This window comes from Pseudoxanthomonas sp. F11 (genome assembly GCF_037046485.1).
Taxonomy (GTDB): domain Bacteria; phylum Pseudomonadota; class Gammaproteobacteria; order Xanthomonadales; family Xanthomonadaceae; genus Pseudoxanthomonas_A.
The window spans coordinates 11118-36273 of record NZ_JBANLZ010000006.1; the positions used below are offsets into that span (position 1 = coordinate 11118).

Consider the following 25156-nt stretch of genomic DNA (forward strand, 5'->3'; position numbering starts at 1 on the left):
GAGCACGGTTTCATCGAACCACTAAAGAGCTCCCGTCGCGGCAAGAAGGGCTTCGTTCTTCGCGTCAAGGAACACTTGAGCGGGGGGCGAGAGATGGCAGCCAAGTTGAACATTCCAGATGACTACGACGGATCGTCACCGCTGATCGAGCTGGCAAATGCAAAGCGACTCAAAGGTGCGGGGACGCTCATTCATCTCCCCAGCTCAGTGGGCACCGTCGCCCGATTCGAAGATGAACCCGGCGCTGGTGGCACGCGGGACTGGGTTTGCTTCATAAGCGACTGGCTTCCCGGCCAAACCATCGAAGAGATCGTGAGCCACTCCCCGGATCTGGTCACGGCTAGTCTTGTCGCGAGTGTGGCCATCGAATTGATCACTGCGGTTCGTTTCTTCGAGGCTCGTGGCCTTAAGCATGACGACCTACATCTGGGCAACTTGATGCTGGTTGCACCCGACCCAGATCTAGTTGCTATCGACCCAGAGCGACGTGATCCGCACCTGACGGTGATCGACATAGGCAGCGTGAAAGACATCGATCGATCCACGCGGAAAGACGATGACGATTGGTCTTCAGTCGCGAAGTGCTTGGCGACGCTCTATAACGTGTTGCACCAGAACCGTCGTGAAGCGAGTCGGTATCCAGAGTTCATGACCCTCTTCCGGGCGTTCATTGAACAGATATCAGACGAGGATCCTAGCCGCTACTTTCCCGATCCCGGTGACTACATCGTTCGGCTTCGCGAAGCAGCATCCACCATAACCCTGCAGCCGCGTTCAAGAACCAATTTTTCGCCATTTAGCGCGATCAGTGCAGAGCATTTAGCTAGTGACGAGCTGCTCCTGAAGCTCTTTGTGGAACGCTTGCCCTGGATTGAGCTTGTTTCCAAGGGTGATCCCTGCTTGCTGTTTGGCCCGCGCGGCTGTGGTAAGTCAATGGTCTTTCGCTACCTTAGCGTCCGCACGCATGTGTCGACACGACAAGCGTCGACTGAAGCCATCAGAAAAATTGGATTCTTCGGCGTATATATCGGCTGTGCGAACGATCTTGGAAATGACCTGCAGTGGCTGGCTAGAAAGCCTGGCAGGACGGCTGAGCGAGCCCAGGAGATCACCACGTATTTTAATCTTGTCCTGGCGCGCGAATTGTTCCGGTCATTGGCGACCTGTGCACAAGCGCCAGAGGTCGCAGATATGCTTGGATTGTCCGACACGGCCAAGTCCTCGATCGTAGACCACTTGATCCGCCAATGCGATGGCGAACTGAGTATGGTGCGAATCGCCGGTATGGACCTGTTCCAGTCGTGTGTGGATGCTTTGGATCGAGCGCGATTGGAGCTTGGTCGAGATCTGATTTCTTCCACAACATCATCAGCTCTAGCGCTGCCTTCCACATTCATCAGAGACCTGTGCCGGCATGTCCTCAGCGTCGCGCCTGGATTCGCCACCTGCAGGATGACATTTCTGCTGGATGACTATACGCAGTCTCGGTTGCACGCGGAGATTCAAAGCATTCTGAACACCATTGTCTGGCAACGCGATAGCAGCTTCACATTCATGGTGTCTTCCGAACCCTATGGATTCGATACGACGCATCACGACGGCGCGCAGATCGATGCCAATCGCGAGTTCACACCGATTGATGCTGGTTCGCTGACACTTGGGAATGATCAGAGGGCCCAGCGCCGGGCATTCATTACACAGCTACTCAATAAACGCTTAGCAACAGCAAAGTATGCGGGAACGGCAGAGCAGTTGATCGGCGAAAGTGCTTGCAGAGAAGACACTGATCTTGCTTTGGCTATCCGTGGAGATGGGAAACCGACCAGAAGTGGAAAGAAGACGCACTACCATGGCCTGCATGTGCTGTCTGACGCATGGAGTGGCGATGTAGCAACAATCCTGCACATCACGCGCGAGATGTTCGCACGTGCGAAGGTCGATTCAAAGTCCGTAGATACGATCAAGCCAGAGATCCAGCACGACTCCATCACGAAGATCTCTAACGGGATGCGAGCACGCGTGCAAGGCTTCCATCCACTCGGCGATCAAATGCATCGGATCATGGTCGCATTTGGCGATACTGCCGCCCGTATTCTCGTCCACGGGAAGCTGCAAGATGTCGATGGTAGGTTGCAGCCTCAGCGCCGTTATCGGATGGAAATGAGCTTGAGTCCCGGTACGACATTGGATGCGGAGCTGATGAAAGAGTCCAATGGCCACCATTTGGTCGCTTTGCGGAAGGAGCTTGTGAGACGTGGGGTCTTCATCGAGCATCCGGAAAGTCGGGGTAAGGAGTCCTCTGGTCATCGAACGGTGCGTTGGGAACTGCGCACTTCCGTATTGCCGAGTTTCGGAACCTCATTGATTCGAAAAGACTACATCGACGTTAAGCGCATCGAGGACTTCGTGGAGCTATTGATGAAGCCAGACGTCTACATGGAGAAAGTGTGGATTAGGTATGGTGCCGACAGCGGACTATTTGATAGCCCCCAGGGGGAGCTGCTGTGAGCGTACGAAAGCCATTTCTGGTCAAGGCGGCGAGTGTCGAGGATGCCATCGCAGAGTTGCCTTCTCTTGAGGAGTGGGGCGGCTCGTTCGACGAGGAGGTTGATCTTTTTATCGTATCGCGCGGATTCGAGAAAAGGGTTTGCGCCTTCCCCGACGATCTTGCCCAGCGTGGAATTAAGGTTCGGGGGCCCATCCTTTTGGGTCACTATCGAACCAACGGCCAGGACAATGACCTGCGAGCCGAGGAACTAATGCCATTGCTTGATGCGATTGCCACGCAGCCGCACCTTCAATGCGATGCAGATACGCCTTCGGCCGTCAGGGACGCTATTCGTGCGGTGTTGGACAAGGTGCCTGACTTGGCGCCGTGTCATGTGGTATTCGATATCAGCGCATCCTCATCAACATTTATTCTTTCCGCCTTACTGACGATTTTTTCAATAGATCGCCCGATCAGATTGACAGTGCTCTACGCAACAGCCGCGGTCTACCACACGCCTCGCGAAGACGATATTGGGCGGCCAGCCATGCAATGGGCAGAGTCGAATCAACGGGAGCAGGGGGTTTCGGATGTCGGCACAAATGAACTTCAAGCTGGCATTCATCATGATCATCTACCTGGGTTTGCGATCGCGACTCCCTCTATGTTTGGCACCCGCCTGCAGCGCTGCCTTGGCCACTTAGGGTTGGATTCCCTGAATACGGAGGAGCAGGAAATCTACTGGCTGCTCCCTGACACGGATAGCGAAGATCACAAATGGCGCCATGACGCAATCATGCGCACGGTCTTGGCCATAATGTGCTCCGATCAGGAGACACCCGCCAGTCTCCCCGTCGGATCATTTGGCCACTGTGGCGCCCTGGATTACAAGGAGTGCGCAAGATTGGTCATGCGGGAGATCGAGCGCCGCACGGGCGCTAACGTCTCGATGATCCACATGGGCACCAAGCTTCAGGCCATAGGGGTCGCATTGGCATTGTCCGCGCGGCCGGAGGTGTCACTAGTTCATGCTAGGCCCGAAGCGTTTACCGCAAAGTCCTATTCGGATGGAGTCGGCACCCTACGACGGATTGTGTTCGCCGATGTGCGAGGGAACGTCCGATACTTGGCTCGCGTTGGTACTCTTCAAATAGAGGCGTGCTGGAAGTGACTGATCGTTCTGTACGTCCCGGATCCAACGTAAGCAAGCCAACTCTCCTATGTCTGACGACCTTGCGACACCGTCGCTTCGTGGAAGATGTCATCAATATTGTCGGTCTACCAAACGGCGCGCATGTTCGTTTGCGCTACAACAAGGCGTACGTGTCACAAGCCGTCTGGCAGGAAGTCCAGCGCGCCGCCTTACCTGATGCTCTCGTCTTGGTAGCCCTTGGTGCCAGCTCGGAGGTTGGCTCTAACGCCGTAGCACCTCTTCGAACCGGTCGCATCGTCCATGCGACATGCCAAGGTCAGCTTCTCGTTCTAGACGTCGCGTTGTCTGACTACGCTTATGAATCGTTTCCAGAGGGAATTTTTTGGCCAGAACTGCGGTCCAAAGCCAGCGGCCTGCCCGAACACTTCCGCTCTGCTGAAAGGGCGCCGGGGAACTACGTCGAGTTGATTGAGGCCCCCCTTACCGCCTTTGTAACCAGTGCCTCGGTCGACGCTTGGGAGATCGTCGCACAACGCGTGCTGACACTGGATGATCTTCTCCATGGGGAAGCCGTTTGCATCCCTTTCCTGTACCACCTGACAGGCCTGCCTCCCCGCATGCAAGCAACCTTGGACAGCAAAGGTGCGCTCACTGTCGATTCCGGGGCGAGCGTCGCGTGTGATCTGCATTCATTGACGCGCAAGCAAGGGGGAATTCTTCGAAATCCGATTGGCGAAGTAGTCCTTGAACTCTCCCACACGTCAGCAACTTTCGTGACTACGCGTCGTCTTCGTGTCGATTCATCACGAGATGTGAAACGTCTACAGATGTTCACCTCGACGTTGTTCCGCCGCGCCCATGGCCATCTTTCCCTTAGGCTGATCGAATTCAGAGCGCCCGCTGCTGTCGCCGATACCGAGGGTGTTCTAGAGTGTTTGACGCCGGGAGAGGATCGGGCCAAAGCGGTCGTTGCACGGTATGACTTTCCACTGGTGGTGGGCCGCTGGCGGCCAGTGGTCGCGTCCTTGGGTTTGGCGCTTAGTTCGGCGTTACTGGCATGGGATGCGCCCGATGCTGGAGCGTCCTTCCAGCAGAGCCTGATCGTGCCAGGCACCGTCGGTTTGCTCGCCTTCCTGGCACTTGCGTTGGGCTTCTGGAAGGAAGGTGGTAGCTAGTCCGGCGTTCCGTGGCTGAGGGCTTGCTCGAAAAGTGCATGGCTGTCGACTGCCTTCCATTCCGGATTGCGCAGGACGCGTGGACCGCACCATCGCTCCAGCCAATACTGCGTCCAAGCCTCGTCATCGAAATCGATGGGATCGGCGATCGCCGCGTTCTGGCAAACATCGGCGAGATTGCGCACAAGCGGCAGGATGAAAACTTGGCGCTGGATGCCGTGCGCCAGACAATCACGCGCGACGCCGAGCCCCAGCAATGTTCGCATGATGTTCTGCCAACGTACCTTCGGTCCGTTCCCGAAGCCAGCCGGAACATGTTGTCCTGTCATCTTCAACCAGTCCGCCATAAGAGGGTAGAGTCGCTCCAGATGAATCGTGCCATAACCCTTCGTGTAGCCAATGGGTTCGGCGAGCAAGGTGTCTTTGAAGCGCAGGCGGTTATAGATCGAGCTACGACCAAAGGCACTGGCCGTTGTAATGGCGATCAATGGTTGGGGAACCTTTTCTTTGAGCTGGGTGGTAACACTATTACCGTAGGCGCGCCAGTACGCTTGTCGGATCTTGTTGGAACACAGGAGACCTGCCACCAACTTACCGCCGAGTATGGAGGCGTACGCAGGCATGGCGCCGACGGTGTACGCATCCAACGTATTGTTGACGACTGCTAGCTTTCGGTCCTTGTCGACACCCAAGTAGGTGTCCCGGCAAGCCAGATCCGCCGAGGGCGACTGAAGCCCCAAGATTCCAATTACAGACTCATGGTGGCGGTCCATTACTAGGAACCGCAGACGGCGTCCATAGCCCTTGGAGAAGGGCATCGACCAGTAACCACGGGCGATACGGAACAGATCGCCTTCGAGCGTTCGTTGGATCACCGGCACTAGTATGGGATCGATCCTTGAGGGATCGATGGCGGTTGGCTGCGGAAAATAGCGGCGGTGACGGGTATAGAGCCGGCGCAGGTCCGCATAGGACACTTCCCGGTCGTGCGTTTTTGCTTGGACGTGAAGACTCCGTAGCCGCGCCTTGTCAGACGTTCGCACTGCCTCCTGGCAAGTCATCCACGCCTTTTGAATCTGCTCGGCCAGCGCGCCATCATCCACGACCGTCCCCGGCAGCGGGTACGAGGCTGGTTTCCCTGTGTCTGGGCGTTTGAGTGGGGCTTCAAGCATGGCGTATTTGGCCAGCAACGCCCCGGGTCTGTCAAACCCTTGGCACGCGCCTGCTGAGATCGAGCCACCCCTGAGGAGACAGTCCAGTGCCATCAAACGGTGCCGTGAAAGAGGGGGAGAGCGGGGGGCACAGTGCTCTGCCGCGTTCTGGTGCATCTCAACAGGACACTTTACCTGTGCTCAGCCCACACTCAAGGGAGTGGCTTCCGACCTGACAGGTGATTCAATTCTCCAGTAGGCGAGCCGCCGGGTTTGCGGTCGCACCTCCCGTCTGGAAGTACCCCACGACGCTCGACACCGACCGATGCTCGGTCAGCTGCATGATCGCCGGCAGCGCCACGCCTTGGCGACTGGCTTCGGTCACGAACCCGGAACGCAGGCTGTGCCCACCAAAATCTCCCTCCAGTCCCGCCATACGCGCTCGTCGCTGTACGATCTCCCCAACTGCGGCCGGGGAGAGGGCAGGGCCGATACGCTGCTTCCAGAGCCGTCGGAAAATCGCCCCCTCTGTGAGGCCGGAGGCCTCCAACCACTTTTCTAGCGCCAAGGCTGCCCGATCCAGCACTGGCTTGTCCGGTGTGGAAGATGCGGTGACACCGGCCTGCTGGGTTTTGCTGTATTCAAGCCGGTAGATGTAGCCCTTGTCGCCGATCCGGCGCAGATCACGCAGGTCGGCCGCCGCGATTTCGCTGCGTCGACGGCCGCCGCTGGCGAACCCGAAGCAGAGCAGGGCTCGGTCGCGCAGGCCTTCGAGGCTGTCGTCGCAGGTGACCAGCATCGCTTCCAGTTCGGCCAGGGTTATCGCCGTCTTCTTGCGCGGGCGCTCGCCACGCTTGACCGAAGCGCGCGCGGCGCGGCTGAGCACGGTGCGGATCGCCGGCTGCTCACAAGGGTTGGGCTGCTGCTTGAGTCGGTGAGCCGTGGACAGGACAGCGACCCGGTGCCGGACCGTGCTCAGCGTCCAGGGGCCGGGCTTGGCTTTCAGGCCGGCGGCCACCAGCGCTTGGTCAACGGCCGGCGGCAGTTCCCAGGCCAGGTCGCCATCGGCGTTGCGCCGGACCACGTGGTCGACCACGAACTGCAGAACGGCGGCCTCGGGCACCGGCAGCGTGAGTTCGATCCCGTAACGCGCCGCGTGCCAGCCAGCCCAGTAGCGCAGCGCGCTGGTGTAACTGCGGGTGGTATTGGCGGCAGACGCTTCGGCGAGCAGCTCGCGCACCGCGTCGGCGGCCTGTTGGGCCAGTTGGGCGGGCAGCGTCAGGCTGGCCGCCGGTTGCGCGAGGGTCGGAATCGCGGGAATATCTTTCATAGTATGTATGTTTTACTACGCCAAGAGCCTCGTAACCTCGATAATCATCAGTTATCGTGAGTACGTATTCAACGGGGCAGGGCGGCGACACAGGAGGCATTCCCATGGCACGAGGCATCACAGAAACCGACGTCCACACCGCCGCCGACGAACTGGTCGCGGCGGGGGAGCGCCCGACCGTCGAACGCATTCGCGCTCACTTGGGCACCGGCTCGCCCAACACGGTGACGCGGCACTTGGACACGTGGTGGCAGGGGCTCGGCGGCCGTCTACACATGCAGCAGGTTCAACTGGCGGTCCCCGACGCGCCAGACGCCGTTGCCGCCCTGGCCGGGCAGTGGTGGGCGCTGGCACTGGGAAGCGCCCAAGCCAGTCTGCAGGCGTCTTTGGCCGTGGACCGGCAGGTCCTTGAAGAGGAACGCAGCGCCCTGCAACGGGAGCGCGAGAGGCTGGAGGCCGAAGCCAGCGCGCTGCGGGCCCAGACGGAGGCCGCCCGCCAGGCGGAGCGCTTAGCGACCACACAGCTGACCGAACTGCAGCGACTGGTCTGCCGGCTCGAGGGGCAAATCGAAGAACTCACCCAGCAACGCGATGCCGTGACGGCGCGCGAGGTCGAGGCCCAAGGCGCCAAGCGGGCGCTCGAAGCCCGCCTACAGGTCCTGCAGGACGCTGCCCAATCCGAACGCGCCAGTCTGACCGCGCACGTGCAGGCGCTGGAGAATCGCGCTCATGCCGAAGTCGACCGGGCGCGCCAGGAGATCAAAGAGCTGCAGGGTCGCCTCACGGCGGTTACCAAGAACCAGGCGGCCAGCGAGGCGTTGCTGCGCCAAGCGCTCGATGAGGCCAAGACCGCCACCGCCGAAGCGAGCCGGAGCGCCAGCAGCGAGCGGGCGCGCGCCGACGCCTTGGAGAAGCAACTGAGCAAGCTGCAGAATCTGCCCGCGGCATTGGAAGCGGCAATGCGCCGACGTGAGCCCCCATCCAAGCCACGCAAGTCCGTTGGCAAGCGGGCCAACCGTGGGGCGGAAAAGCAACCCTAGCCAGGGAAATGACACGACGAGCGACCTCAGCCTTCTCTGACGGCTTTTGCTCGCGCCTCAAAATCCATTGAGGTTGCCGCGCGCAACGAGACAAAGACGCGTTCTGGCAACGTACTGAATGCCTGTGTGTACGGTGCGTAAAGAAGAATGCACCATCCCTCCGCCGTAGACTCGGCTGCATAAGGGTGCAGGATCTCGCCGCTGACATCGACCCGGTCGCTGCGGAGAAGTCTCGCTCGCGGATACGTTCGCGCATCCTCGCGAAGCCATGCTTCCATCATTGTTTTCATTACGTCATGGGGATAGCCTGGGTGCGTGCCGCCATTCATTCTGGTTATCGCGTCCAGGATGTGCTCCTCGGCGCTCCGGAACGCACCCGCGATGTCATGCTCATCGAACACCACTTCCGGCACCGGATAGGGTGGACCATGAAACCAGTCCTCATCTACATCCGATCGCAACTCAATGGCCACGATAGAGCGCTGACCCATGTCGGTGCAGCGCCAGCGCTGGCCGGTGCAGATTTCAAACTCAGTTCCGATGGCAAAGTCGGCGTGCTTCATTTCAACTCCTGAAAAGGATGAGGGGTCACTGGAGATGGACTGTCCGCGCCCATGCCGGCACTTCGATTCGACCCGTAACTACCAGCCACGCCATACGCAGCGCTTCTGCATCGACCAGAGCATGATGCCGTCGGGCTGCAGCCTCTGAATGGCCCGCGAAGTAGTCTTCAACCAGCATTCCCATTGCACCTTCCTTCAGCATTCTCGTCATCACAGGTTGAGGGATCGGACCGCAGGCCGCGGCCAGTTCGTCTGACATATCGAAACCGGCAATCACGTACTTCAGTAGCGCTAAGTCGTTAGGGTAATCAGCCAGCACAATCGGGGCTGGGATAGCCCCTAAGAAAGCACGCAACCCCGTAGTCATCGCTTGATCACACATCCGCCACTTCCCGCGATCGAGCAGGGGATAGACCACTGATCGCACGAAGTCGGTGGCCTCCTCGGGCAAGGGATCGCGCTCAGCATAGAACCGGTGAATTCCATCTTCACTGATGAGCGCCAAGCTCACTAGCTCGGAACCCGTCGGATCCGCCCATTCCGTATCGAGGAATAAATAGGTCACGACATCAGCTTGATGTGTACTTCTTGGGCCAGATCACCGTTGCGCCCCGAACCATCTCGGGTTGGATGAAATGCGTGTAGGTGGGCGGCTTTCGTCCCTCGATTACATCAAGGCGATCAAGCTCCTTGGTCCTGGCAATCATCTCTTGCAGAAGAAGCCACAGGCCTTCTTCAGTCAGGCACCAGCCATCACGCACTTCGTCATAGACGATGTGCGAGAGGTAGTCGTCGGGGTCTAGGATAGGCATGGCCAACCTCTAATAGGAGGTGTGGTGCCCCTGGCCGGACTCGAACCGGCATAAGCCGCTTATCTGGCGCTGACGGGTTATAAAACCGCTGCTCTAACCATTGAGCTACAGGGGCTGATCAGTCGACTGATCAGCCAGGTATTCGGAGCGCGCGGGAGAGGATGTTCACGGCAGCGACTCTAGCAAGTCTGGACGACAAATCAATAGCTCTGCGGAACGTGGCTCCCAAATTCTGGGGCATTACGAGTAACAGCATACGATGTTGGTTAGACCACATGCCCCCAAGTTTGAGGGCGCTTGAACCGTCTGACACGCAGATGCATGATCGAACCGTGAAGTCCCTGAGAGCTGAGGAGGAGGCTACATCTATGACTTCGGACGCACCTGGGACAGCTCAGGGCCTGCCAGACGACGAGTACGACGCTTGGTTCAGAGCCAAGGTGCAGCGTGCGCTGCAAGACCCGCGGCCTTCAATACCGCATGAGGAGGCCATGGCTCACGTCACGGCAGCAATTCAAGCTATTGCCGATCGCCGGAAGCGTTGAACCGGTTGGTCCAGCCCAACTGCCAGATCGGGCGCGGTGGGATAGCTTCCAGAAATCCAGGCATTCATGTATGTGATTCCAAACTATAGACACCCTTGTCTGCGTTCACTGAGCACAAAGAGTGCGTAGCAGGATCATCCAAGAGTGCGCTGCCCACGAGGCAACAATTCAGGCTATTGCCGATCGCCGGAATCGTTGACGAGGCGGTCACCGGATCGATGAATCAGATGCAGAACTGCAGGAATTTGTCGTCCCACAGAGCAGCGGTGCTGGAAATTGAAGTCCAGATCTCAGCGCTGCTGGAACTTATGGGCAGGGATTGCTGGAAACCAGGGCCTCGGCTGCTGGAACTTGTTGGTCGTCAGCAGACGATAGCGCTCAGCAGGTGCTCAGTATCCAGCAGCGTCTACCAAGAGTTCATGAACCACCAGAAATGTCTACTAAGGTTCACCGAGCCTCAAGGGCTTCTACTGCAGAACGCAAAAGTTCTGCATTGGGAGGGCCCAAATCTCTGCCATGAACAGTCACCATGCCAGCCACCACCGGACCGGCTGCCCAACTTATAATTTCGCATAATGCCTATTATGTAAATAAAAGCAAGGATGGGGCGCAACTGATCCACGGGCGCTTGTCCGGATGCCGCACAAGTCCAAGTCCTTGATCTGTCAAACGTAGATGCCTGCCGAAGCCGAGTCGGCAGTCACTTCGTCCGACAGTCAGCCAATGACGTCCCGACCTGCCCAATCGTGTAAGCACAACCTCCGCTCTGGGCGGCAGGAGCGATCCGGCTCGTCCGCTTCCTAACCGGGCGGCCCGGCTGGCCGGCAGACATTTTCTTCCCGACTTCAGTCGAACCCGCCGCGGCTTGACGACCGTGAATAGCTGTGTATATTGACTATGCACACGTGATTCGAAGGATCGCATGCCCACCGAACTCCTGCTGTCCCCGCACTCGGCCACGCCCATGTACGCCCAGATCGTGGAGCAGGTGGTCGCCAAGGTGATGACAGGCGAGTGGAGGGCCGGCGATGCCCTGCCCTCCATCCGCGAACTGGCCGGCAACAGCCAGGTCAGCGTGATCACCGTCAAGCGCGCCTACCTGGAACTGGAACGCGCGGGCGTGATCGTCACGCGCCAGGGCAAGGGATCTTTCGTCGCCGACACGCTCGATGCCACACAGGCGCTGGCCACCGAAGAATTCCAGCTGCAGTTGAAGGGATTGCTGGACGCGGCCAGGAAGCTGGCCCTCAGCCCACGCGAGATCCTGGATCGGGTCGAACTGGCGCTGTCCGACCCGCCGCACGCCGCCCAACCGCCCACCGACCCCACCGAAAGGACGCCGAAATGAGTTCCGCCATCGCGTTGAAAGGCGTGCACAAGCAGTACGACGGGTTCGCCCTGCGCGACATCCAACTGGAACTGCCGGGCGGCCAGGTCATGGGCCTGGTCGGCGTGAACGGCGCGGGCAAGTCGACCCTGATGCGCCTGCTGATGGGGCTCATCCGCGCCGACGGCGGCGAGGTCGAAGTGCTCGGGCAGCCCCTGCCGCAGGCGCAGGTCGCGGTGAAGCGGGACATCGGTTACGCATCGGACGACATGCGCCTGTACCCGGGCCAGACGCTGCGCTGGCACATGGACTTCATCCGCCGCATCTATCCCGGCTGGGACGAGCGCTACGCCCAGGATCTGCTCACGCGGTTCGACCTGCGAGAGCAACAGAAGCTCGGTGGCTTTTCCCACGGACAGCGCGTCAAGGCCCTGCTGCTGCTGGTCTTCGCCCGCCATCCGCGCCTGCTGTTGCTGGACGAGCCGACCACGGGGCTGGATCCGGTCGCGCGGGGCGAAGTGCTCGAAGCCTTGGCCGACGTGCTGCGCGACGAACAACGCTCGGTGCTGTTCTCCTCGCACAACACCGCCGACATCGAACAGATCGCCGATACGATCACCTTCATCCATGGCGGCGGCATCGTCGCTTCGCGTGACAAGGAATCGTTCCTGGACAGCTGGCGGCGGATCCTGTGTCAGGGTGCGTGGACCGAAGGCCTGCGGCACCTGCCGGGCGTGGTCTCCGCGCGCAACAGCGCACCGCTGATCGAGCTGAAGACGCGCGCATTCGACGAGGCCACCCTGCCCGCGCTCCAGGCGCTGGGCCTTGCGGTGCATTCGGTCGAACCGATGCCGCTGGAAGACATCTTCGTTACCACCGTCCGCGGAGGCAACAACGCATGAACTGGCTCGCATCCGATGCCGGCATGGTCGGAAAACTGATCATCAAGGACTGGCAGGTGTACCAGAAGCAGCTGGCCGGCTACGTCGCCGCACTGCTGCTTGCGCTGGGCCTGGTCGGCATGGGCACGCCGATGATGGCCGCGGCCGGCGCGTTGCTGCTGCTGGTACTGCTGCTGGTGGTGGGCTCCTACGCCATCCACTCCTCAATCACGGCCGAACGCAAGCAGCAGACCGTGCCCTTTATCCTGAGTCTGCCGGTCACGCCGATGGACGTGTACTGGGGCAAGCTGCTCGCCAACCTCGTCATCTATCTGGTGCCCTTCCTGCTGGTCGTCGCCGGCCTGCTGGCGATGATCCTGACCACGCCGCGCCCGGACGGCACCGTGCCCTGGGTGGTGGTGGTCGCGCTGTTCCTGCTGGCGAACTTCTGCGTCTCGCTGTGCGTGGCGATCGCCGTGGATTCCGAAGGCTGGAACATCTTCACCATGCTCGTGCTGATGACCCTGATCGGGCCATTCATCTATTGGGTGAGCCGCCTCGACGGCATCGTCCAGCACCTGAAGACCGACGAGATCGTCTGGAGCGCGCCCGTGCTGGGGATCGTGGCGGCCGAGCTTGCGGCGATCGCCGTCGCGATCCTGGTCACCAGCTGGATCCACGCCCGCAAGGCCGCGTTCCTTTGAGGGCATCGCCATGCAGGCCGAGGACCGCCTCCACTACATGGACCATCTGCGGGCGCTGGCCATGCTGGCCGGTGTGGTGTTCCATGCGGCGCTGGCCTACAGCCCCCTGATGCATCCGATCTGGCCGACGGCCGATACGGGGCGATCCATCGTCGTCGATGGCGCCGCCTGGTTCCTGCATCTGTTCCGCATGCCGTTGTTCTTCGTGGTAACAGGCTTCTTCGCCGCCTGGCTGGTGGCGCGCCGCGGCCTGGGCGGCCTGTTCCGCAACCGGTGCGCGCGGGTGCTGCTTCCGCTGCTGCTGTTCCTGCCCCTGGTCACCGCCAGCATGTACGGACTGACCCAGCATGCCGCCGCCTCGGTCGTGCACCCATCGCCCGCGCTGGCCTGGCTACGCACCTACATCGACCAACACGGCACGATGCCGTTCGTGCCCGGCTGGGCGCACCTGTGGTTCCTGTTCTACCTGATGCTGTTCACGGTGCTTGTCTGGGTTGCGTCCACGCTGGAACTGCGGCGCATCGGAGACTCGCTCGCGTCGCTGCCGGCGACGCTGTTGCCCGCCCTGCTGCCCGTGTGGCTGGCGCTGCCGCTGGTCTGGGCCGGTGTTCCCTGGCCTGCGCCCGACGCCCTGCTCCCCTCACTGTGGGCGCTGGTGTTCTTCGGGGCGTACTTCGCGCTGGGCTACGGCATGTACAGGCGCGCCGACCTGCTCGATCGCCTGCGTCCACTGTCGTCATGGCTGCTGTGCGGCGCTGTCGTGGCCTATGCGCTGTTGTTCTGGTCGAGCCGTGGCTTCACCGCGGCGGTCCGGCCATCGTCCTGGGGACACGCCCTGCTTCAGGCGTATGCGGGGTGCTGGATGACGCTGTGGTGCGTGCTCGCGGCGAGACGATGGCTGGGCGGGAGGAACAGGACCCTGCGCTGGCTCGCCGACGCCTCGTACTGGGTGTACCTGGTGCACCTTCCCGTGCTGTTCGCGATCCAGTACGGGCTGCTGGACGTGCGACTGCACTGGAGTGCCAAGTTCGCACTCGCCACCGTGTCCACGCTGGCGGTTTCGTTTGCCAGCTATCAAGCGTTGGTGCGACATACGGTGATCGGCAGGCTGCTCGGCGGGAAACTCACGGCCATGGCGCGCCGTCCTGCGACAGCGGGTTCCGTCTGAGGCGATCTTTCCAGTGCCGAACCCTCAGGTGGACATAAGGGAGCGTGATGCATGAAACGTTGGCTGCGATGGCTGTTCCGCGCGGGCGGCGCGTGCATCGCGCTGCTGTCCGTAGCGGTGCTGGCGGTGTACCTGGTGCCGGTGCATCCGACCGTGCTCCCCATTCAACCGCGCGCGGATACGCAGTACTTGCGCATGCAGGGCGGCTACCGCATCGCGTACACGAGACTGGCGCCGCCGGCCGACGTTCCCCGCGCCATGCCGGTCGTGTTCCTGCACGGCGGACCGGGTGGCTACGTGCACTCGTCGGTCATCAAGGCACTGCGGCCGCTGGCCGACGCCGGACATGAGGTCTACCTCTACGACCAGCACGGCTCCGGTCTTTCGGACCGCCTCCTCCACCCCAAGGACAGCGGATTCAACGATCAGATCGACGATCTGCGGGAGATCGTCGTCCGGCATCTCGGCGCCCGGCGCGTGGCATTGATCGGGCATTCGCACGGCGCCCGCGTCGCGGCGTACTACGCAGCCCGCTATCCGGGCACGGTCACTCGCCTGGTGTTGAGCGCGCCCGGGAACCTGGAGCCCGCGCAGTACGATGACCAAGGACGCGCCGTGGTGGCGTCGAGGTTTCCCGCTCCTGCGGCGCTGGATTTCCGTCCGCCGGATGCGGAGCAGTACCGCCGCGACACGGCATTGTCGGCGATGCCGCCCAAGGTGATCCTGGCGCAGGCGATCGCCATGGCCTTCAACGTGAAGACCGTATCGGACACGGAAGCGGATGCCGCATTGAATACGCTGGCCGCGCGCTTCACCCGCAACATGGTCTGCGATCCGCGCAAGGTGCAGCCTGAGGAAGGAGGCGCCGGGCTGTACGTGCGCACCGGCGCGAACTGGTTCGGCGATGTCGCCGATCCCCGGCCGCAGATGCGCCGCTTCCCGGGCAAGGTGCTGGTACTCCAGGGACAGTGCGACTTCGTGCCCTACGCCGAAGCCTACGAATACGTGGACCTGTTTCCCGACGCGCGTTACCGGTTCGTTGCCGGTGCCGGGCACATCCTGTGGTGGGAACAGCCTGAAGCCTATGCGCAGGCGATCAAGGCTTTCCTCGCGGAAGACACCCGGGCGCCGTAGCGCGGAAGCGGTGTGGCGCCGCCGGAGTTGCCCGGGCAGCGCATGAATGCCGCCGCTTCAGCGGAACTCGAACAGTTCGTGCTGCAGCCGGTCTTCCGCCACGCCGGTTTCGCGCATCAGCTGGCGCACATGGTCCAGCAGGCCCTGCGGACCGCAGAAGCTGATCTGCACGCCGGATGCGCCCGCGCGCTCGACCCGTTGCGCGAACTGCTGGCGGAACCCCGCCGAAGACGGCCCCGTCGCGATGTCGACCAGGTCCACGCCGCGCGCACGCGCCATGCCCGGAAGATCCACGGCTTCGGGAAGCTGGCGGCCCGGGGTGAAGAAATGGAAGAACGTCACGCCGTCCAGCCCGGTCGCATCAGCATCGTGAAGCCAGGCGATGAACGGCGTCACGCCCACGCCGCCGGCGATCCAGATCTCCTTCCGTCCTGCAGGCGCACGCTTGAACCGGCCGAACGGTGCGTAGACCTGCGCCACCATGCCCGGCCGGGCCTCCTTCACCAGCCGTTCGGTGTAATCGCCCAGCGAACGCACCATGAAGGCGATCCCGCCATCGGTGCCCCCCGCGCTGGCGATGGTGAAGGGATGCGGCTCGCGCAGGCCGTCGTGCTCGAAGGACACGAACGCGAACTGCCCCGCAAGGAAGGGAATGCGCCGGCCTTCCGGCACCAACTGCAGATGGACGGCACTGCCGTTGGCCGACACCGCGCGCAGGCGGTATCGCGCATGCCGCGAGAACAGGGGATACAGCAGCAGCTTGTAGGCCGCCCCCATCACACCCAGCAACGACAGCACGGCCAGCCATGCGCCCGCCGGGCTGGCCAGCACGATGGGCGACTTGAAACTGGCCCAATGCGCGATGACGATCAGGAACAGCGGACCGGACAGCTTGTGCCACCACCGCCAGGTCCGGTACGGGATCTTGCGGTTCAGCGCCAGCAACACGATGAGCATCAGCGACACGAAGCTGAGTTGCCGGACGAGGCGCGTCACCGCTCCGGGCAGCGGCAGGATGGCAGCGGTCTCCCATGCCGGCGTGCCCGCCTTGAAGACCAGGTGGACCGACGCGAACACCAGCGCCCACACCCCGAGCCACTTGTGCGTCTCGTAGACGCGGTCCAGACCGCCGAACAGCGATTCGACCGCCTTCCAGCGCGCTCCCAGGACGGCCGCAAGCGCCATCAGCGACACGGCCGCGACCCCCGACCCCAGGCTCAGCATCGCCGTGGTCGGCCAGGTGCTGCCGGGAACCGCCGATGCCGTCAGGCCGAAACTGGCCAGTACCACGGGAACGATCAGGGAACGCGAACCGAGCCGCATGTCAGGTCCGTCCAATCAAAGGGCCAGACCGATTATGGTGGCCCGTGCAGCCGGCGCGCGTTGATCCGGATCAACCCCGCGAACCGCGCTCAGGCCTTCCGGTTCTGCCGATACCAGGCCACGGCCCCCAGCAGCCCCAGTTGCCCATGCTCCACCCGCCACACCGGAACGCGCTCGAGCTGCTCGGTCATCACGCCCTTGTTGAGATAGCGCTGCAGGAAGCGGCCGTCGTGCAGGAACTGTGGAATGTGCGCGGTCACGCCGCCGGCCAGATAGACCACCCGCGCGCCGAAAATGATCGCCAGGTCGCCGACCACGCTGCCCAGCCAGCCACAGAATGTTTCCAGCGTTTCCCGCGCAAGCGCGTCCGACGTCGCCGCGGCCACCAGCGCACCGGCCTCCACATGCACGGGTGCGGCGCCGCGCAGTTCGCACAGGCAGCGATACAGGTTCATCAGGCCCGGACCGGACAACACGTGCTCGTTGTGCAGGTACGGCCGGTCCCGCAGCAGCAGGCGCACGATGTCCAGTTCCAGCGCATTACCGGCCGCCAGCGATGCCTGGCCGACTTCCGTGGGCAGCACGCGCGGCGGCTGGCCCTCGATCCAGACCGCTGCGCCCAGCCCGGTGCCGGGCCCGATCACCAGCGCCGGCGATGAGGCGCCCGACGCGACCGTCGGCGTCAGCGGCGACAGCGTGTCGGGCGCCAGCGTGGGCACCGCATTGGCCACGGCTTCGAAATCGTTGATCAGCTGCACCCACGCCAGCCCGGCGCCCGCCCGCGTCTGTTCCACCGACACGGGCCACGGCAGGTTGGAGTTGATCAGCCGGTCGCCTTCCAGCACGCCGGCGATGGCCACGACCGCGCCACGACAGGGCGTGCCGGCGGCGTAATCCCGCAGGATCGAGGCCAGGTCGGGATGGTCGGCGCAGGCGTAGCGGCGGTAGTCGTGGATCTCGTTGCCGCCGTCGGCGTCGATCCAGCCGAGCCGCGCATAGGTACCGCCGACATCCGCCACGATGATGCGGGTGGACACCGGGGCATCCTGGGAGGAATCCGTGTGATCGCCTGTCGGCACCTCGCCCGTCATTGCCGTGCCTGTCATGCGAATACCACGTCACCCAATGCCTGAAGTACGCGCCAAGGATAGCGTGTCCCCGCCTGGTCCGGGCGTCCGGCTCGGCGGGGCTCATCCTGCGTCAACGCGCGTCTGCCGCCCATGGCGTATCATCCCTGCATGTCCCGGTTCGTGCCCCTGCTCCGTGCCCTGCTCTGCCTGGTGCTGCTGCTCAATGGCACGGCGTATGCGCATGCCGCCACGCGCATGGCGATGAGCGGCATGGCGGCGATGGAACAGGCACACGACGATGCGCCACCGTGCCACGAGGGCATGGACATGGCGATGCCGATGGACGAACAAGCCACGGACTCCTCCGCCCACCCCGACGGCGATGCGGGCCTGCCCGATTGCTGCAAGGCAGGCAGCTGCGATGGGTTCTGTACCCAGCACGCGCCCGCGCTCGCATGGCCTTCGTCGTTGCCTGCGCAACGGTACGCCCGGACCGAAGCACCGGCCTACCACGCCGCCGCCCACACCTCCGCGCGTCTTTCGCACCGCCACCGACCTCCCATCCTGGCGGCTTGACGCCGCAAGCCGGGCGCGCACCGACGCGCCGGTTACCTCACACGACGGACGGCGCCTGCCGCGCGGGCGACCGTGCGTCCTGACCGACAGGATGCATTTGCATGAAACACGATGAACCCACCGTGGGACGCCTGGGCGCGTTCCGTCCCACCCGCCGCCAGTTCGTCACCGGACTGGCCAGCGGCGGCGCTGCGCTCGGCCTGGGGCTGGCGCGCCTGCCCGCCTCCGCCGGCACGCCCGCGCGTCGCGGCGGCGCCGCGCAGATGGCCGGCACCGCGTTCGCCCTGAGCATCGGCGCGATGCCGGTCGACATCACCGGCCGCCGCCGGCCCGCAATCACCGTCAACGACAGCCTGCCCGCGCCCACCCTGCGCTGGCGCGAAGGCGATACGGTCACCGTGCGCGTCAGCAACCGCCTGCGCGACATGACCTCCATCCATTGGCACGGCATCCTGCTGCCGTCGAACATGGATGGCGTGCCGGGCCTGAGCTTCAACGGCATCGGCCCCGGCGAAACCTTCCAGTACCGCTTCCAGCTGAAGCAGTCGGGCACCTACTGGTACCACAGCCATTCGCTGTTCCAGGAGCAGGCCGGCCTGTACGGCGCCCTGATCGTGGACCCGCGCGATCCGCCGCCGTACCACCACGACCGCGAGCACGTGGTGCTGCTGTCGGACTGGACCGACCTGGATCCGGCCGCGCTGTACCGGCGCATGAAGAAGATGCCGGAGCACGACAACTACTACCAGCGCACGCTGGTGGATTTGGTGCGCGACGCGCGACGCGACGGACTGAAGGAGACCCTCGAGGACCGCGGCATGTGGGGACGCATGCGGATGACACCCACCGACATCTCCGACATCAATGCCCACACCTACACCTATCTGGTGAATGGCGCCTCGCCGGACGGCAACTGGACGGGCCTGTTCAAGCCAGGCGAGAAGGTGTTGCTGCGCTTCATCAACGGCAGTGCGATGACCTACTTCGACGTGCGCATCCCGGGCCTGAAGATGACCGTCGTGGCCGCCGACGGGCAGTACATCCACCCGGTCAGCGTGGACGAGTTCCGCATCGCCGTGGCCGAGACCTTCGACGTGCTCGTCGAACCCACGGGCCAGGAGGCCTTCACGATCTTCGCGCAGGACATGGGCCGCACCGGCCATGCGCGCGGCACGCTGGCCATCCGCGACGGACTGGAAGCGCCGATCCCGGCGCGCGACCCGCGTCCGCTGCTGACGATGGCCGACATGGGCCACGACATGGGTGGCCACGGTGCACACAAGGGCATGGAGGGAGGCTGCGGTGCGATGATGGGCGAAGGTGGCTGCGGCGCGAACATGGGCGCCATGGACCACAGCGCGCACGGCGCACCGTCGAACGCACCGAACCATCCCGCCAGCGAAACCGGCAATCCGCTGGTGGACATGCAGTCGTCGGCCAGCGAACCGAAACTCGACGATCCCGGCATCGGCCTGCGCGACAACGGTCGCCAGGTACTGACCTATGGCGCCATGCGCAGCCTGTTCGATGATCCGGATGGTCGCGAACCCGGGCGCACCGTGGAGCTGCACCTGACCGGTCACATGGAGAAGTTCGCCTGGTCGTTCGACGGCATCCCGTTCGCCAGCGCGGAACCGTTGAAGCTGACGTACGGCGAGCGCATGCGCATCGTGCTGGTCAACGACACGATGATGCAGCACCCCATCCACCTGCATGGCGTGTGGAGCGACCTGGAGGATGCGGACGGCGGTTTCCAGCTGCGCAAGCACACCATCGACATGCCGCCAGGCACGCGACGCAGCTACCGCGTGCGCGCCGACGCGCTGGGACGCTGGGCCTTCCACTGCCACCTGCTGTACCACATGGAAGCCGGCATGATGCGGGAAGTGAGGATCGAGGCATGAACACCTTATCCCCCGCCCCGCTCCGCCTCGCCTCGGTGCTCGCCGCCATGCTCGGCGCCGCTGCGCCCGCCATCGCGCAGCATCACGACCATGCGCAGCATGCGAGGCAGGCGCAGGACACCTCCAAGCCTGAAGAGCACGCGCATCACGACCACGGCGCCATGTCCGAAGCGACGCCCGTGGCAGCATCCGCTGCGCCGCGCGAACCGATCCCCGCTGTCACCGCGGAGGACCTGGCAGCCGCGTTTCCCGACATCGACCACCACGCCATGCAACACGCCCCCGCGTTCAACCACAAGGTGACCTTCAACCGGCTCGAAGCTTGGGACGCCGACGAAGGCATCGGCCAGGCCTGGGAAGGCGTGGCCTGGTTCGGCACCGATACCGGCCGCCTGTGGCTGCGCAGCGAAGGCGAGCGCGTCGGCGGCCATACCGAAAGCGCCGACCTGGAAGCGCTGTACGGGCGCAGCGTGTCGCCCTGGTGGGATGTGGTGGCCGGCGTGAGGCACGACTTCAAGCCCGGCGACGCACGCAGCTGGGCCGCGTTCGGCGTGCAGGGCATGGCGCCCTACCGTTTCGAAGTCTCGGCGACCGCCTACGTCGGTGAAGGGGGACAGGTCGCCGCCAACGTCGAGGCCGAGTACACGCTGCGCATCACCAACCGCCTGATCCTGCAGCCGCTGGTCGAAGTGGACCTCGCCGCGAAAGACGACCCGGCGTACGGCACCGCGCGCGGATTCACCGGCATCGAGACGGGCCTGCGCCTGCGCTACGAGGTGACGCGCCGTTTCGCCCCGTATGTCGGCGTAGTGCATGAACGCGCACTCGGCGACACCGCGGACCTGCGCCGTGCTGAGGGCGAATCCACGCGCGACACCCGCATCGTCGCGGGCGTCCGGATCTGGTTCTGATGGAGGACACGATGGAACCTGTCATTCCGCTGCCCCGCCTGCTCCTGCCGTTGCTTGTCGTCACTCTTGCCGCCTGCTCGCAGGCGGTGCCCGCACCGGTGGAAAGCGCACGCGCCGCGATGGCGGCGCCTGTGCCGGGCAAGACGGTGGCCCCTGCTGCGCCGAAGATCACCGTCCATCGCGATGCCTACTGCGGATGCTGCCATCTGTGGGTCGAACACCTGCGCACCGCAGGTTTCGATGTGGAAGACCGCGTGGAGGACGCCATGAGCCCGGTCAAGGACCGGCTGGGCATCCTGCCCCAGCACGCGTCCTGCCACACCGCCGAAGTGGACGGCTACGTGATCGAAGGCCATGTGCCGGCCGACAACATCCGCCGCCTGCTGCGCGAGAAGCCGCCGATCCGCGGCCTGGTCCTGCCCGGCATGCCGATCGGTTCTCCGGGGATGGAAGTGGAAGGCGTCGATGCGCCTGCCTACACCGTGCTGGCATTGAACCGCGACGGCAGCACCACGCCCTACGCGGAACATTCGCCGTGATCCGGAAAGGGCGGCACGGACGCCGCCCGCCCTCTTGACTCTGGAGCGTACTCCAGGGTGCAGACTGCAGGTACTTCGAGGAGTCCCCGCATGAACATCGGACAATTGTCCCGCCGCACCGGTGTCCCCATCGACACCGTGCGCTATTACGAAAAGCAGCGCCTGCTGCCCCCGCCCACCCGCAGCGCCAGTGGCTACCGGCATTACGAGGCCGATGACGTGCTGCGGCTGAACTTCATCCGCCGCGCCAAGGTGTTGGGTTTCACCCTGGACGAGATCCGCGACCTGCTGGCACTGAGCAGCGCACGCGACGGCGACATGGCCGCCATCCGCGCCGCCGCGGCCGACAAGCTGGCCGACGTGGAGCGGCGCCTGGCGGAACTGACCCGCATGCGCGACGGCCTGCGCACCCTGGTGGAGGCCTGCCCCGGCCACGGCGCGCTGGATCAATGCCCCATCGTCGGTGCACTGGGAGGTGAGGCATGAACCCCACGCCCCACTCCCCTGCCGACCGGCCCGCGCCGCCCACCGCGACGCACGCGTGCTGCAGCGGCCATCGCGATGCGCCCAAGGCCGACGATGGCCGCGTCCTGGATCCGGTCTGCGGCATGCGGGTCGACCCCGCCACCACCCCGCATCACGCCGGACATGCGGGCCAGACCTATCACTTCTGTTCGGCCGGCTGTCGCACGAAGTTCGTCGCCGATCCGGTGCGCTACCTGCAGCCTTCCCCCCAGGCCGATGCTCCGGCGGCGGCGCCCGGCACGCAGTACACCTGCCCGATGCACCCGGAGATCGTGCAGGACGGTCCGGGCACGTGTCCGCTGTGCGGCATGGCGCTGGAGCCGATGCTGCCTTCGCTGGAGGAAGATGAGAATCCGGAGCTGACCGACTTCCGCCGGCGCTTCTGGTGGACGCTGCCGTTCAGTGCGGCCACGCTGCTGCTGGCCATGGGCGGCATGTACCTCGACATCATCCCGCCCACCGTGCGCACCTGGCTGGAATTCGCCTTCAGCACGCCGGTCGTGCTCTGGGCGGCCTGGCCGTTCTTCCAGCGTTGGGCGCAGTCCATCCGCCACCGCAGCCCCAACATGTGGACGCTGATCGGTACCGGCGTGGGCGCCGCCTACGGTTACAGCGTGGTGGCCGTGCTGGCACCGCAGCTGTTCCCGCCCTCGTTCCACGAACACGGCCATGTCGGGGTGTACTTCGAAGCCGCCGCAGTGATCGTCTCGCTCACCCTGCTGGGCCAGCTGCTGGAACTGAAGGCGCGCTCGCAGACCTCCGCCGCCATCCGCGCCCTGCTGGGGCTGGCGCCGAAGACGGCGCGGCGCCTGCGCGAGGATGGCGAAGAGGAGGATGTCGAACTGTCGCACGTGCACGTCGGCGACCGGCTGCGCGTGCGGCCCGGCGAGAAGGTGCCGGTCGATGGCGTGGTGGTGGAAGGCCGCAGCCATGTGGACGAATCCATGCTGACCGGCGAACCGATGCCCGTGCCGCGCGCGCCCGGCGACCGCGTCATCGGCGCCACGCTCAACAAGGCGGGCAGCCTGGTGATCCGCGCGGAGAAACTGGGCAGCGACAGCGTGCTGGCGCAGATCGTGCACTTGGTGGCACAGGCGCAGCGCACGCGCGCGCCGATGCAGCGGCTGGCGGACCGGGTGTCGTTCTGGTTCGTGCTGGCCGTACTCGGCGCGGCCCTGGCGACCCTGCTGGGCTGGGGCCTGTTCGGCCCTGAACCCTCATGGACGCATGCCGTGCTCAATGCGGTGTCGGTGCTGATCATCGCCTGCCCCTGCGCGCTGGGGCTGGCCACGCCGATGTCGGTGATGGTGGCCAGCGGTCGCGCCGCGCAGGCCGGCGTGCTGTTCCGCGACGCGGAGGCCATCGAGACCCTGCGCAAGGTGGACACGCTGATTGTCGACAAGACCGGCACCCTGACCGAAGGCCGACCGGTCTTCAGCGGCGTGCACGCACTGGCGCCGTTCGATGAGGACAGGGTGCTGCGTCTGGCCGCCAGCTTGGATGCAGGCAGCGAACATCCGCTCGCGCAGGCCGTCGTGCAGGAAGCGCGCCGTCGCGGACTGACACTCTCGCCAGCGCAGGATTTCGAATCCGGCAGCGGCATCGGCGTGCGCGGCCGTGTCGACGGCCATCGGCTCGCGTTCGGCAATGCCGTGCTGATGCAGGAGGAGCGGGTTCCGGTGCAGGCGCTGGAGGCGCATGCCGGCCACGCCCGCGAGGAAGGCGGCAGCGTGATGTTCCTCGCGGTCGACGGCGCGCCCGCCGGCAGCATCACGGTGGCCGATCCGGTGAAGGCCAGCACGCCGGAGGCCCTGCGCGCCCTGCGCGAGGGCGGGCTCCGCATCGTGATGGCCACGGGCGACAGCGAACGGACCGCGCATGCGGTCGCCGCGCGCCTGGGCATCGACGAGGTCCACGGCGACGTGCGCCCCGCCGACAAGGCGGCCCTGGTGGCGCGCCTGAAGCAGGCCGGGCACCGGGTCGCCATGGCCGGCGACGGCATCAACGATGCCCCCGCCCTCGCCGCGGCCGATGTCGGCATCGCCATGGGCACCGGCACCGACGTGGCCATGTCCAGCGCGCAGGTCACGCTGGTGAAGGGCGACCTGCGCGGGATCGCGCGGGCCAAGGCGCTGTCCGAGGCCACCGTGCGTAACATGCGGCAGAACCTGGCGTTCGCCTTCGTCTACAACGCGCTCGGCGTGCCGGTGGCAGCGGGCCTGCTGGGCCTGTTCGGCGGCCCGCTGCTGTCGCCCATGCTGGCGGCGCTGGCCATGAGCCTCAGCTCCGCCTCGGTGGTCGGCAACGCCCTGCGCCTGCGGCGCGCGGCGATCTCCGGCGACTGAAACGCATGCGGCCGCCCTCGGGCGGCCGCATGTCGATGCGCGGGCGATTACTTGACCTTTGCGTAGGTCGCCTTGAGAGCCACGCCGCTCATGATGTTGCCCGCGTAGCACTCGTAGTGGGTGGCGCTGCGGAACTCGTTCTTCTTGAAGTAGCTGACGATATCGATCACGGCATTCGCGCCGCGGTCCTTGGCGCCTTCCTGCAATGCCTTCAGCGCCGACAGCGCCACCCAGTTGCAGGATTCCACGTCCGACTTGCCCACACCGTTGGTCTTCTTGTTGGTGACGTCCTCGCCCATCCGGGCGGCCACGGCAGGCGTCTTTTCTCCGGCCAGGTAGAAGCGCACGCTGCCATCGATGCCGGCGGCCTTGGCCTGCGGCGAGTCGATCAGCTCACGCAGCGGGAGTTCCAGGCGCGTGTCGGCGGCGAATGCGGTCGGGGCGGTGAGCAGGGCCAATGCGGCCGTGGCGAGAATGCGTTTCATGGTGAGC

General features: G+C 64.2%; 24 protein-coding genes and 1 tRNA gene. 16 read left to right on the top strand and 9 right to left on the bottom strand.

Going from position 1 to position 25156, the window contains the following annotated elements; genetic code table 11:
* Positions 1-93: 93 nt before the first annotated feature.
* The 3 genes from V8246_RS16030 to V8246_RS16040 all read left to right on the top strand — a co-directional run bounded on the left by V8246_RS16030 (position 94) and on the right by V8246_RS16040 (position 4816).
* The gene (locus tag V8246_RS16030) at positions 94-2508 is read left to right on the top strand and encodes a hypothetical protein (RefSeq protein ID WP_336190114.1); all 2415 of its coding nucleotides are present in this window, start codon (positions 94-96) and stop codon (positions 2506-2508) included.
* On the top strand, positions 2505-3659 hold the full coding sequence (locus V8246_RS16035) for a hypothetical protein (protein ID WP_336190115.1): 1155 nt from the start codon (positions 2505-2507) through the stop codon (positions 3657-3659). Before V8246_RS16030 ends, V8246_RS16035 begins: the two co-directional genes overlap by 4 nt.
* A gap of 80 nt (positions 3660-3739) precedes the next feature.
* The gene (locus V8246_RS16040; protein WP_336190116.1) at positions 3740-4816 is read left to right on the top strand and encodes a hypothetical protein; all 1077 of its coding nucleotides are present in this window, start codon (positions 3740-3742) and stop codon (positions 4814-4816) included.
* On the opposite strand, the gene V8246_RS16045 is transcribed toward V8246_RS16040, so the two are convergent.
* On the bottom strand, positions 4813-5988 hold the full coding sequence (locus V8246_RS16045; protein ID WP_336190117.1) for a Druantia anti-phage system protein DruA: 1176 nt from the start codon (positions 5986-5988) through the stop codon (positions 4813-4815). The two genes, V8246_RS16040 and V8246_RS16045, sit on opposite strands and share 4 nt — an antisense overlap.
* A gap of 223 nt (positions 5989-6211) precedes the next feature.
* Positions 6212-7297, bottom strand: a complete 1086-nt coding sequence (locus tag V8246_RS16050) for a site-specific integrase (protein WP_336190118.1) — start codon at positions 7295-7297, stop codon at positions 6212-6214.
* A 104-nt stretch (positions 7298-7401) separates the two neighbouring features.
* Between V8246_RS16050 and V8246_RS16055 the strand changes: the two genes are divergently transcribed.
* A complete protein-coding gene (locus tag V8246_RS16055) occupies positions 7402-8337 on the top strand; it encodes a DNA-binding protein (RefSeq protein WP_336190119.1) in 936 nt (311 codons plus the stop codon).
* Between the two features lie 26 nt (positions 8338-8363).
* Here the strand turns inward: V8246_RS16055 and V8246_RS16060 are convergent, their stop codons facing one another.
* The 4 genes from V8246_RS16060 to V8246_RS16075 form a co-directional block, all read right to left on the bottom strand.
* Positions 8364-8900 carry a hypothetical protein gene (locus V8246_RS16060; RefSeq protein WP_336190120.1) on the bottom strand — a complete coding sequence of 179 codons (537 nt, stop codon included), beginning with the start codon at positions 8898-8900 and terminating at the stop codon, positions 8364-8366.
* 25 nt (positions 8901-8925) lie between these two features.
* Positions 8926-9465: a hypothetical protein gene (locus V8246_RS16065; protein WP_336190121.1), complete on the bottom strand. Its 540-nt coding sequence runs from the start codon at positions 9463-9465 to the stop codon at positions 8926-8928.
* Positions 9466-9469: 4 nt separating this feature from the next.
* Positions 9470-9712 (bottom strand): hypothetical protein, encoded by a 243-nt coding sequence (locus V8246_RS16070; protein ID WP_336190122.1) that lies wholly within the window; start codon positions 9710-9712, stop codon positions 9470-9472.
* 22 nt (positions 9713-9734) lie between these two features.
* Positions 9735-9827, bottom strand: a tRNA-Ile gene (locus tag V8246_RS16075).
* Positions 9828-10080: 253 nt separating this feature from the next.
* Here V8246_RS16075 and V8246_RS16080 point away from each other — a divergent pair.
* From V8246_RS16080 to V8246_RS16105, 6 genes are all read left to right on the top strand, one after another.
* Entirely contained in the window at positions 10081-10257 is a 177-nt protein-coding gene (locus V8246_RS16080) for an antitoxin (RefSeq protein ID WP_336190123.1), read from the top strand.
* Between the two features lie 922 nt (positions 10258-11179).
* A complete protein-coding gene (locus V8246_RS16085; RefSeq protein WP_336190124.1) occupies positions 11180-11605 on the top strand; it encodes a GntR family transcriptional regulator in 426 nt (141 codons plus the stop codon).
* Positions 11602-12486 (top strand): ABC transporter ATP-binding protein, encoded by an 885-nt coding sequence (locus V8246_RS16090; protein WP_336190125.1) that lies wholly within the window; start codon positions 11602-11604, stop codon positions 12484-12486. The genes V8246_RS16085 and V8246_RS16090 overlap by 4 nt, the downstream gene beginning before the upstream one ends.
* Positions 12483-13169: an ABC-2 transporter permease gene (locus V8246_RS16095; RefSeq protein WP_336190126.1), complete on the top strand. Its 687-nt coding sequence runs from the start codon at positions 12483-12485 to the stop codon at positions 13167-13169. Before V8246_RS16090 ends, V8246_RS16095 begins: the two co-directional genes overlap by 4 nt.
* A gap of 37 nt (positions 13170-13206) precedes the next feature.
* Entirely contained in the window at positions 13207-14337 is a 1131-nt protein-coding gene (locus V8246_RS16100) for an acyltransferase family protein (protein ID WP_336190127.1), read from the top strand.
* A gap of 51 nt (positions 14338-14388) precedes the next feature.
* Positions 14389-15471, top strand: coding sequence for an alpha/beta fold hydrolase (locus V8246_RS16105; RefSeq protein ID WP_336190128.1), 1083 nt, complete (start codon positions 14389-14391; stop codon positions 15469-15471).
* A 57-nt stretch (positions 15472-15528) separates the two neighbouring features.
* Here the strand turns inward: V8246_RS16105 and V8246_RS16110 are convergent, their stop codons facing one another.
* Together V8246_RS16110 and V8246_RS16115 are read right to left on the bottom strand one after the other, a co-directional pair.
* On the bottom strand, positions 15529-16794 hold the full coding sequence (locus V8246_RS16110) for a ferredoxin reductase family protein (protein ID WP_336190129.1): 1266 nt from the start codon (positions 16792-16794) through the stop codon (positions 15529-15531).
* 89 nt (positions 16795-16883) lie between these two features.
* Positions 16884-17885, bottom strand: coding sequence for a glucokinase (locus V8246_RS16115; protein WP_336190286.1), 1002 nt, complete (start codon positions 17883-17885; stop codon positions 16884-16886).
* Positions 17886-18032: 147 nt separating this feature from the next.
* Between V8246_RS16115 and V8246_RS16120 the strand changes: the two genes are divergently transcribed.
* The 6 genes from V8246_RS16120 (at position 18033) to V8246_RS16145 (ending at position 24664) form a co-directional block, all read left to right on the top strand.
* Complete coding sequence (locus V8246_RS16120; RefSeq protein ID WP_336190130.1) at positions 18033-18440, top strand: CopL family metal-binding regulatory protein; 408 nt, start codon at positions 18033-18035, stop codon at positions 18438-18440.
* 101 nt (positions 18441-18541) lie between these two features.
* Positions 18542-20344, top strand: a complete 1803-nt coding sequence (locus V8246_RS16125; protein ID WP_336190131.1) for a copper resistance system multicopper oxidase — start codon at positions 18542-18544, stop codon at positions 20342-20344.
* The gene (locus tag V8246_RS16130) at positions 20341-21255 is read left to right on the top strand and encodes a copper resistance protein B (protein ID WP_336190132.1); all 915 of its coding nucleotides are present in this window, start codon (positions 20341-20343) and stop codon (positions 21253-21255) included. The genes V8246_RS16125 and V8246_RS16130 overlap by 4 nt, the downstream gene beginning before the upstream one ends.
* A gap of 11 nt (positions 21256-21266) precedes the next feature.
* Complete coding sequence (locus V8246_RS16135) at positions 21267-21794, top strand: DUF411 domain-containing protein (RefSeq protein ID WP_336190133.1); 528 nt, start codon at positions 21267-21269, stop codon at positions 21792-21794.
* 90 nt (positions 21795-21884) lie between these two features.
* Entirely contained in the window at positions 21885-22280 is a 396-nt protein-coding gene (locus tag V8246_RS16140) for a heavy metal-responsive transcriptional regulator (RefSeq protein ID WP_185896223.1), read from the top strand.
* Positions 22277-24664: a heavy metal translocating P-type ATPase gene (locus tag V8246_RS16145; RefSeq protein ID WP_336190135.1), complete on the top strand. Its 2388-nt coding sequence runs from the start codon at positions 22277-22279 to the stop codon at positions 24662-24664. The genes V8246_RS16140 and V8246_RS16145 overlap by 4 nt, the downstream gene beginning before the upstream one ends.
* A 47-nt stretch (positions 24665-24711) precedes the next feature.
* Here the strand turns inward: V8246_RS16145 and V8246_RS16150 are convergent, their stop codons facing one another.
* The gene (locus V8246_RS16150; RefSeq protein ID WP_187572682.1) at positions 24712-25149 is read right to left on the bottom strand and encodes an excinuclease ATPase subunit; all 438 of its coding nucleotides are present in this window, start codon (positions 25147-25149) and stop codon (positions 24712-24714) included.
* Positions 25150-25156 lie beyond the last annotated feature (7 nt).

Excerpts from the sequence above, each read along its gene's own strand:
- V8246_RS16030 (WP_336190114.1), top strand. The coding sequence starts at position 94 with ATGGCAGCCAAGTTGAACATTCCAGATGACTACGACGGATCGTCACCG.
- V8246_RS16045 (WP_336190117.1), bottom strand. The coding sequence starts at position 5,988 with ATGCTTGAAGCCCCACTCAAACGCCCAGACACAGGGAAACCAGCCTCG.
- V8246_RS16050 (WP_336190118.1), bottom strand. The coding sequence starts at position 7,297 with ATGAAAGATATTCCCGCGATTCCGACCCTCGCGCAACCGGCGGCCAGC.
- V8246_RS16055 (WP_336190119.1), top strand. The coding sequence starts at position 7,402 with ATGGCACGAGGCATCACAGAAACCGACGTCCACACCGCCGCCGACGAA.
- V8246_RS16060 (WP_336190120.1), bottom strand. The coding sequence starts at position 8,900 with ATGAAGCACGCCGACTTTGCCATCGGAACTGAGTTTGAAATCTGCACC.
- V8246_RS16070 (WP_336190122.1), bottom strand. The coding sequence starts at position 9,712 with ATGCCTATCCTAGACCCCGACGACTACCTCTCGCACATCGTCTATGAC.
- V8246_RS16080 (WP_336190123.1), top strand. The coding sequence starts at position 10,081 with ATGACTTCGGACGCACCTGGGACAGCTCAGGGCCTGCCAGACGACGAG.
- V8246_RS16085 (WP_336190124.1), top strand. The coding sequence starts at position 11,180 with ATGCCCACCGAACTCCTGCTGTCCCCGCACTCGGCCACGCCCATGTAC.
- V8246_RS16090 (WP_336190125.1), top strand. The coding sequence starts at position 11,602 with ATGAGTTCCGCCATCGCGTTGAAAGGCGTGCACAAGCAGTACGACGGG.
- V8246_RS16095 (WP_336190126.1), top strand. The coding sequence starts at position 12,483 with ATGAACTGGCTCGCATCCGATGCCGGCATGGTCGGAAAACTGATCATC.
- V8246_RS16100 (WP_336190127.1), top strand. The coding sequence starts at position 13,207 with ATGGACCATCTGCGGGCGCTGGCCATGCTGGCCGGTGTGGTGTTCCAT.
- V8246_RS16105 (WP_336190128.1), top strand. The coding sequence starts at position 14,389 with ATGAAACGTTGGCTGCGATGGCTGTTCCGCGCGGGCGGCGCGTGCATC.
- V8246_RS16110 (WP_336190129.1), bottom strand. The coding sequence starts at position 16,794 with ATGCGGCTCGGTTCGCGTTCCCTGATCGTTCCCGTGGTACTGGCCAGT.
- V8246_RS16115 (WP_336190286.1), bottom strand. The coding sequence starts at position 17,885 with ATGACGGGCGAGGTGCCGACAGGCGATCACACGGATTCCTCCCAGGAT.
- V8246_RS16120 (WP_336190130.1), top strand. The coding sequence starts at position 18,033 with ATGTCCCGGTTCGTGCCCCTGCTCCGTGCCCTGCTCTGCCTGGTGCTG.
- V8246_RS16125 (WP_336190131.1), top strand. The coding sequence starts at position 18,542 with ATGAAACACGATGAACCCACCGTGGGACGCCTGGGCGCGTTCCGTCCC.
- V8246_RS16130 (WP_336190132.1), top strand. The coding sequence starts at position 20,341 with ATGAACACCTTATCCCCCGCCCCGCTCCGCCTCGCCTCGGTGCTCGCC.
- V8246_RS16135 (WP_336190133.1), top strand. The coding sequence starts at position 21,267 with ATGGAACCTGTCATTCCGCTGCCCCGCCTGCTCCTGCCGTTGCTTGTC.
- V8246_RS16140 (WP_185896223.1), top strand. The coding sequence starts at position 21,885 with ATGAACATCGGACAATTGTCCCGCCGCACCGGTGTCCCCATCGACACC.
- V8246_RS16145 (WP_336190135.1), top strand. The coding sequence starts at position 22,277 with ATGAACCCCACGCCCCACTCCCCTGCCGACCGGCCCGCGCCGCCCACC.
- V8246_RS16150 (WP_187572682.1), bottom strand. The coding sequence starts at position 25,149 with ATGAAACGCATTCTCGCCACGGCCGCATTGGCCCTGCTCACCGCCCCG.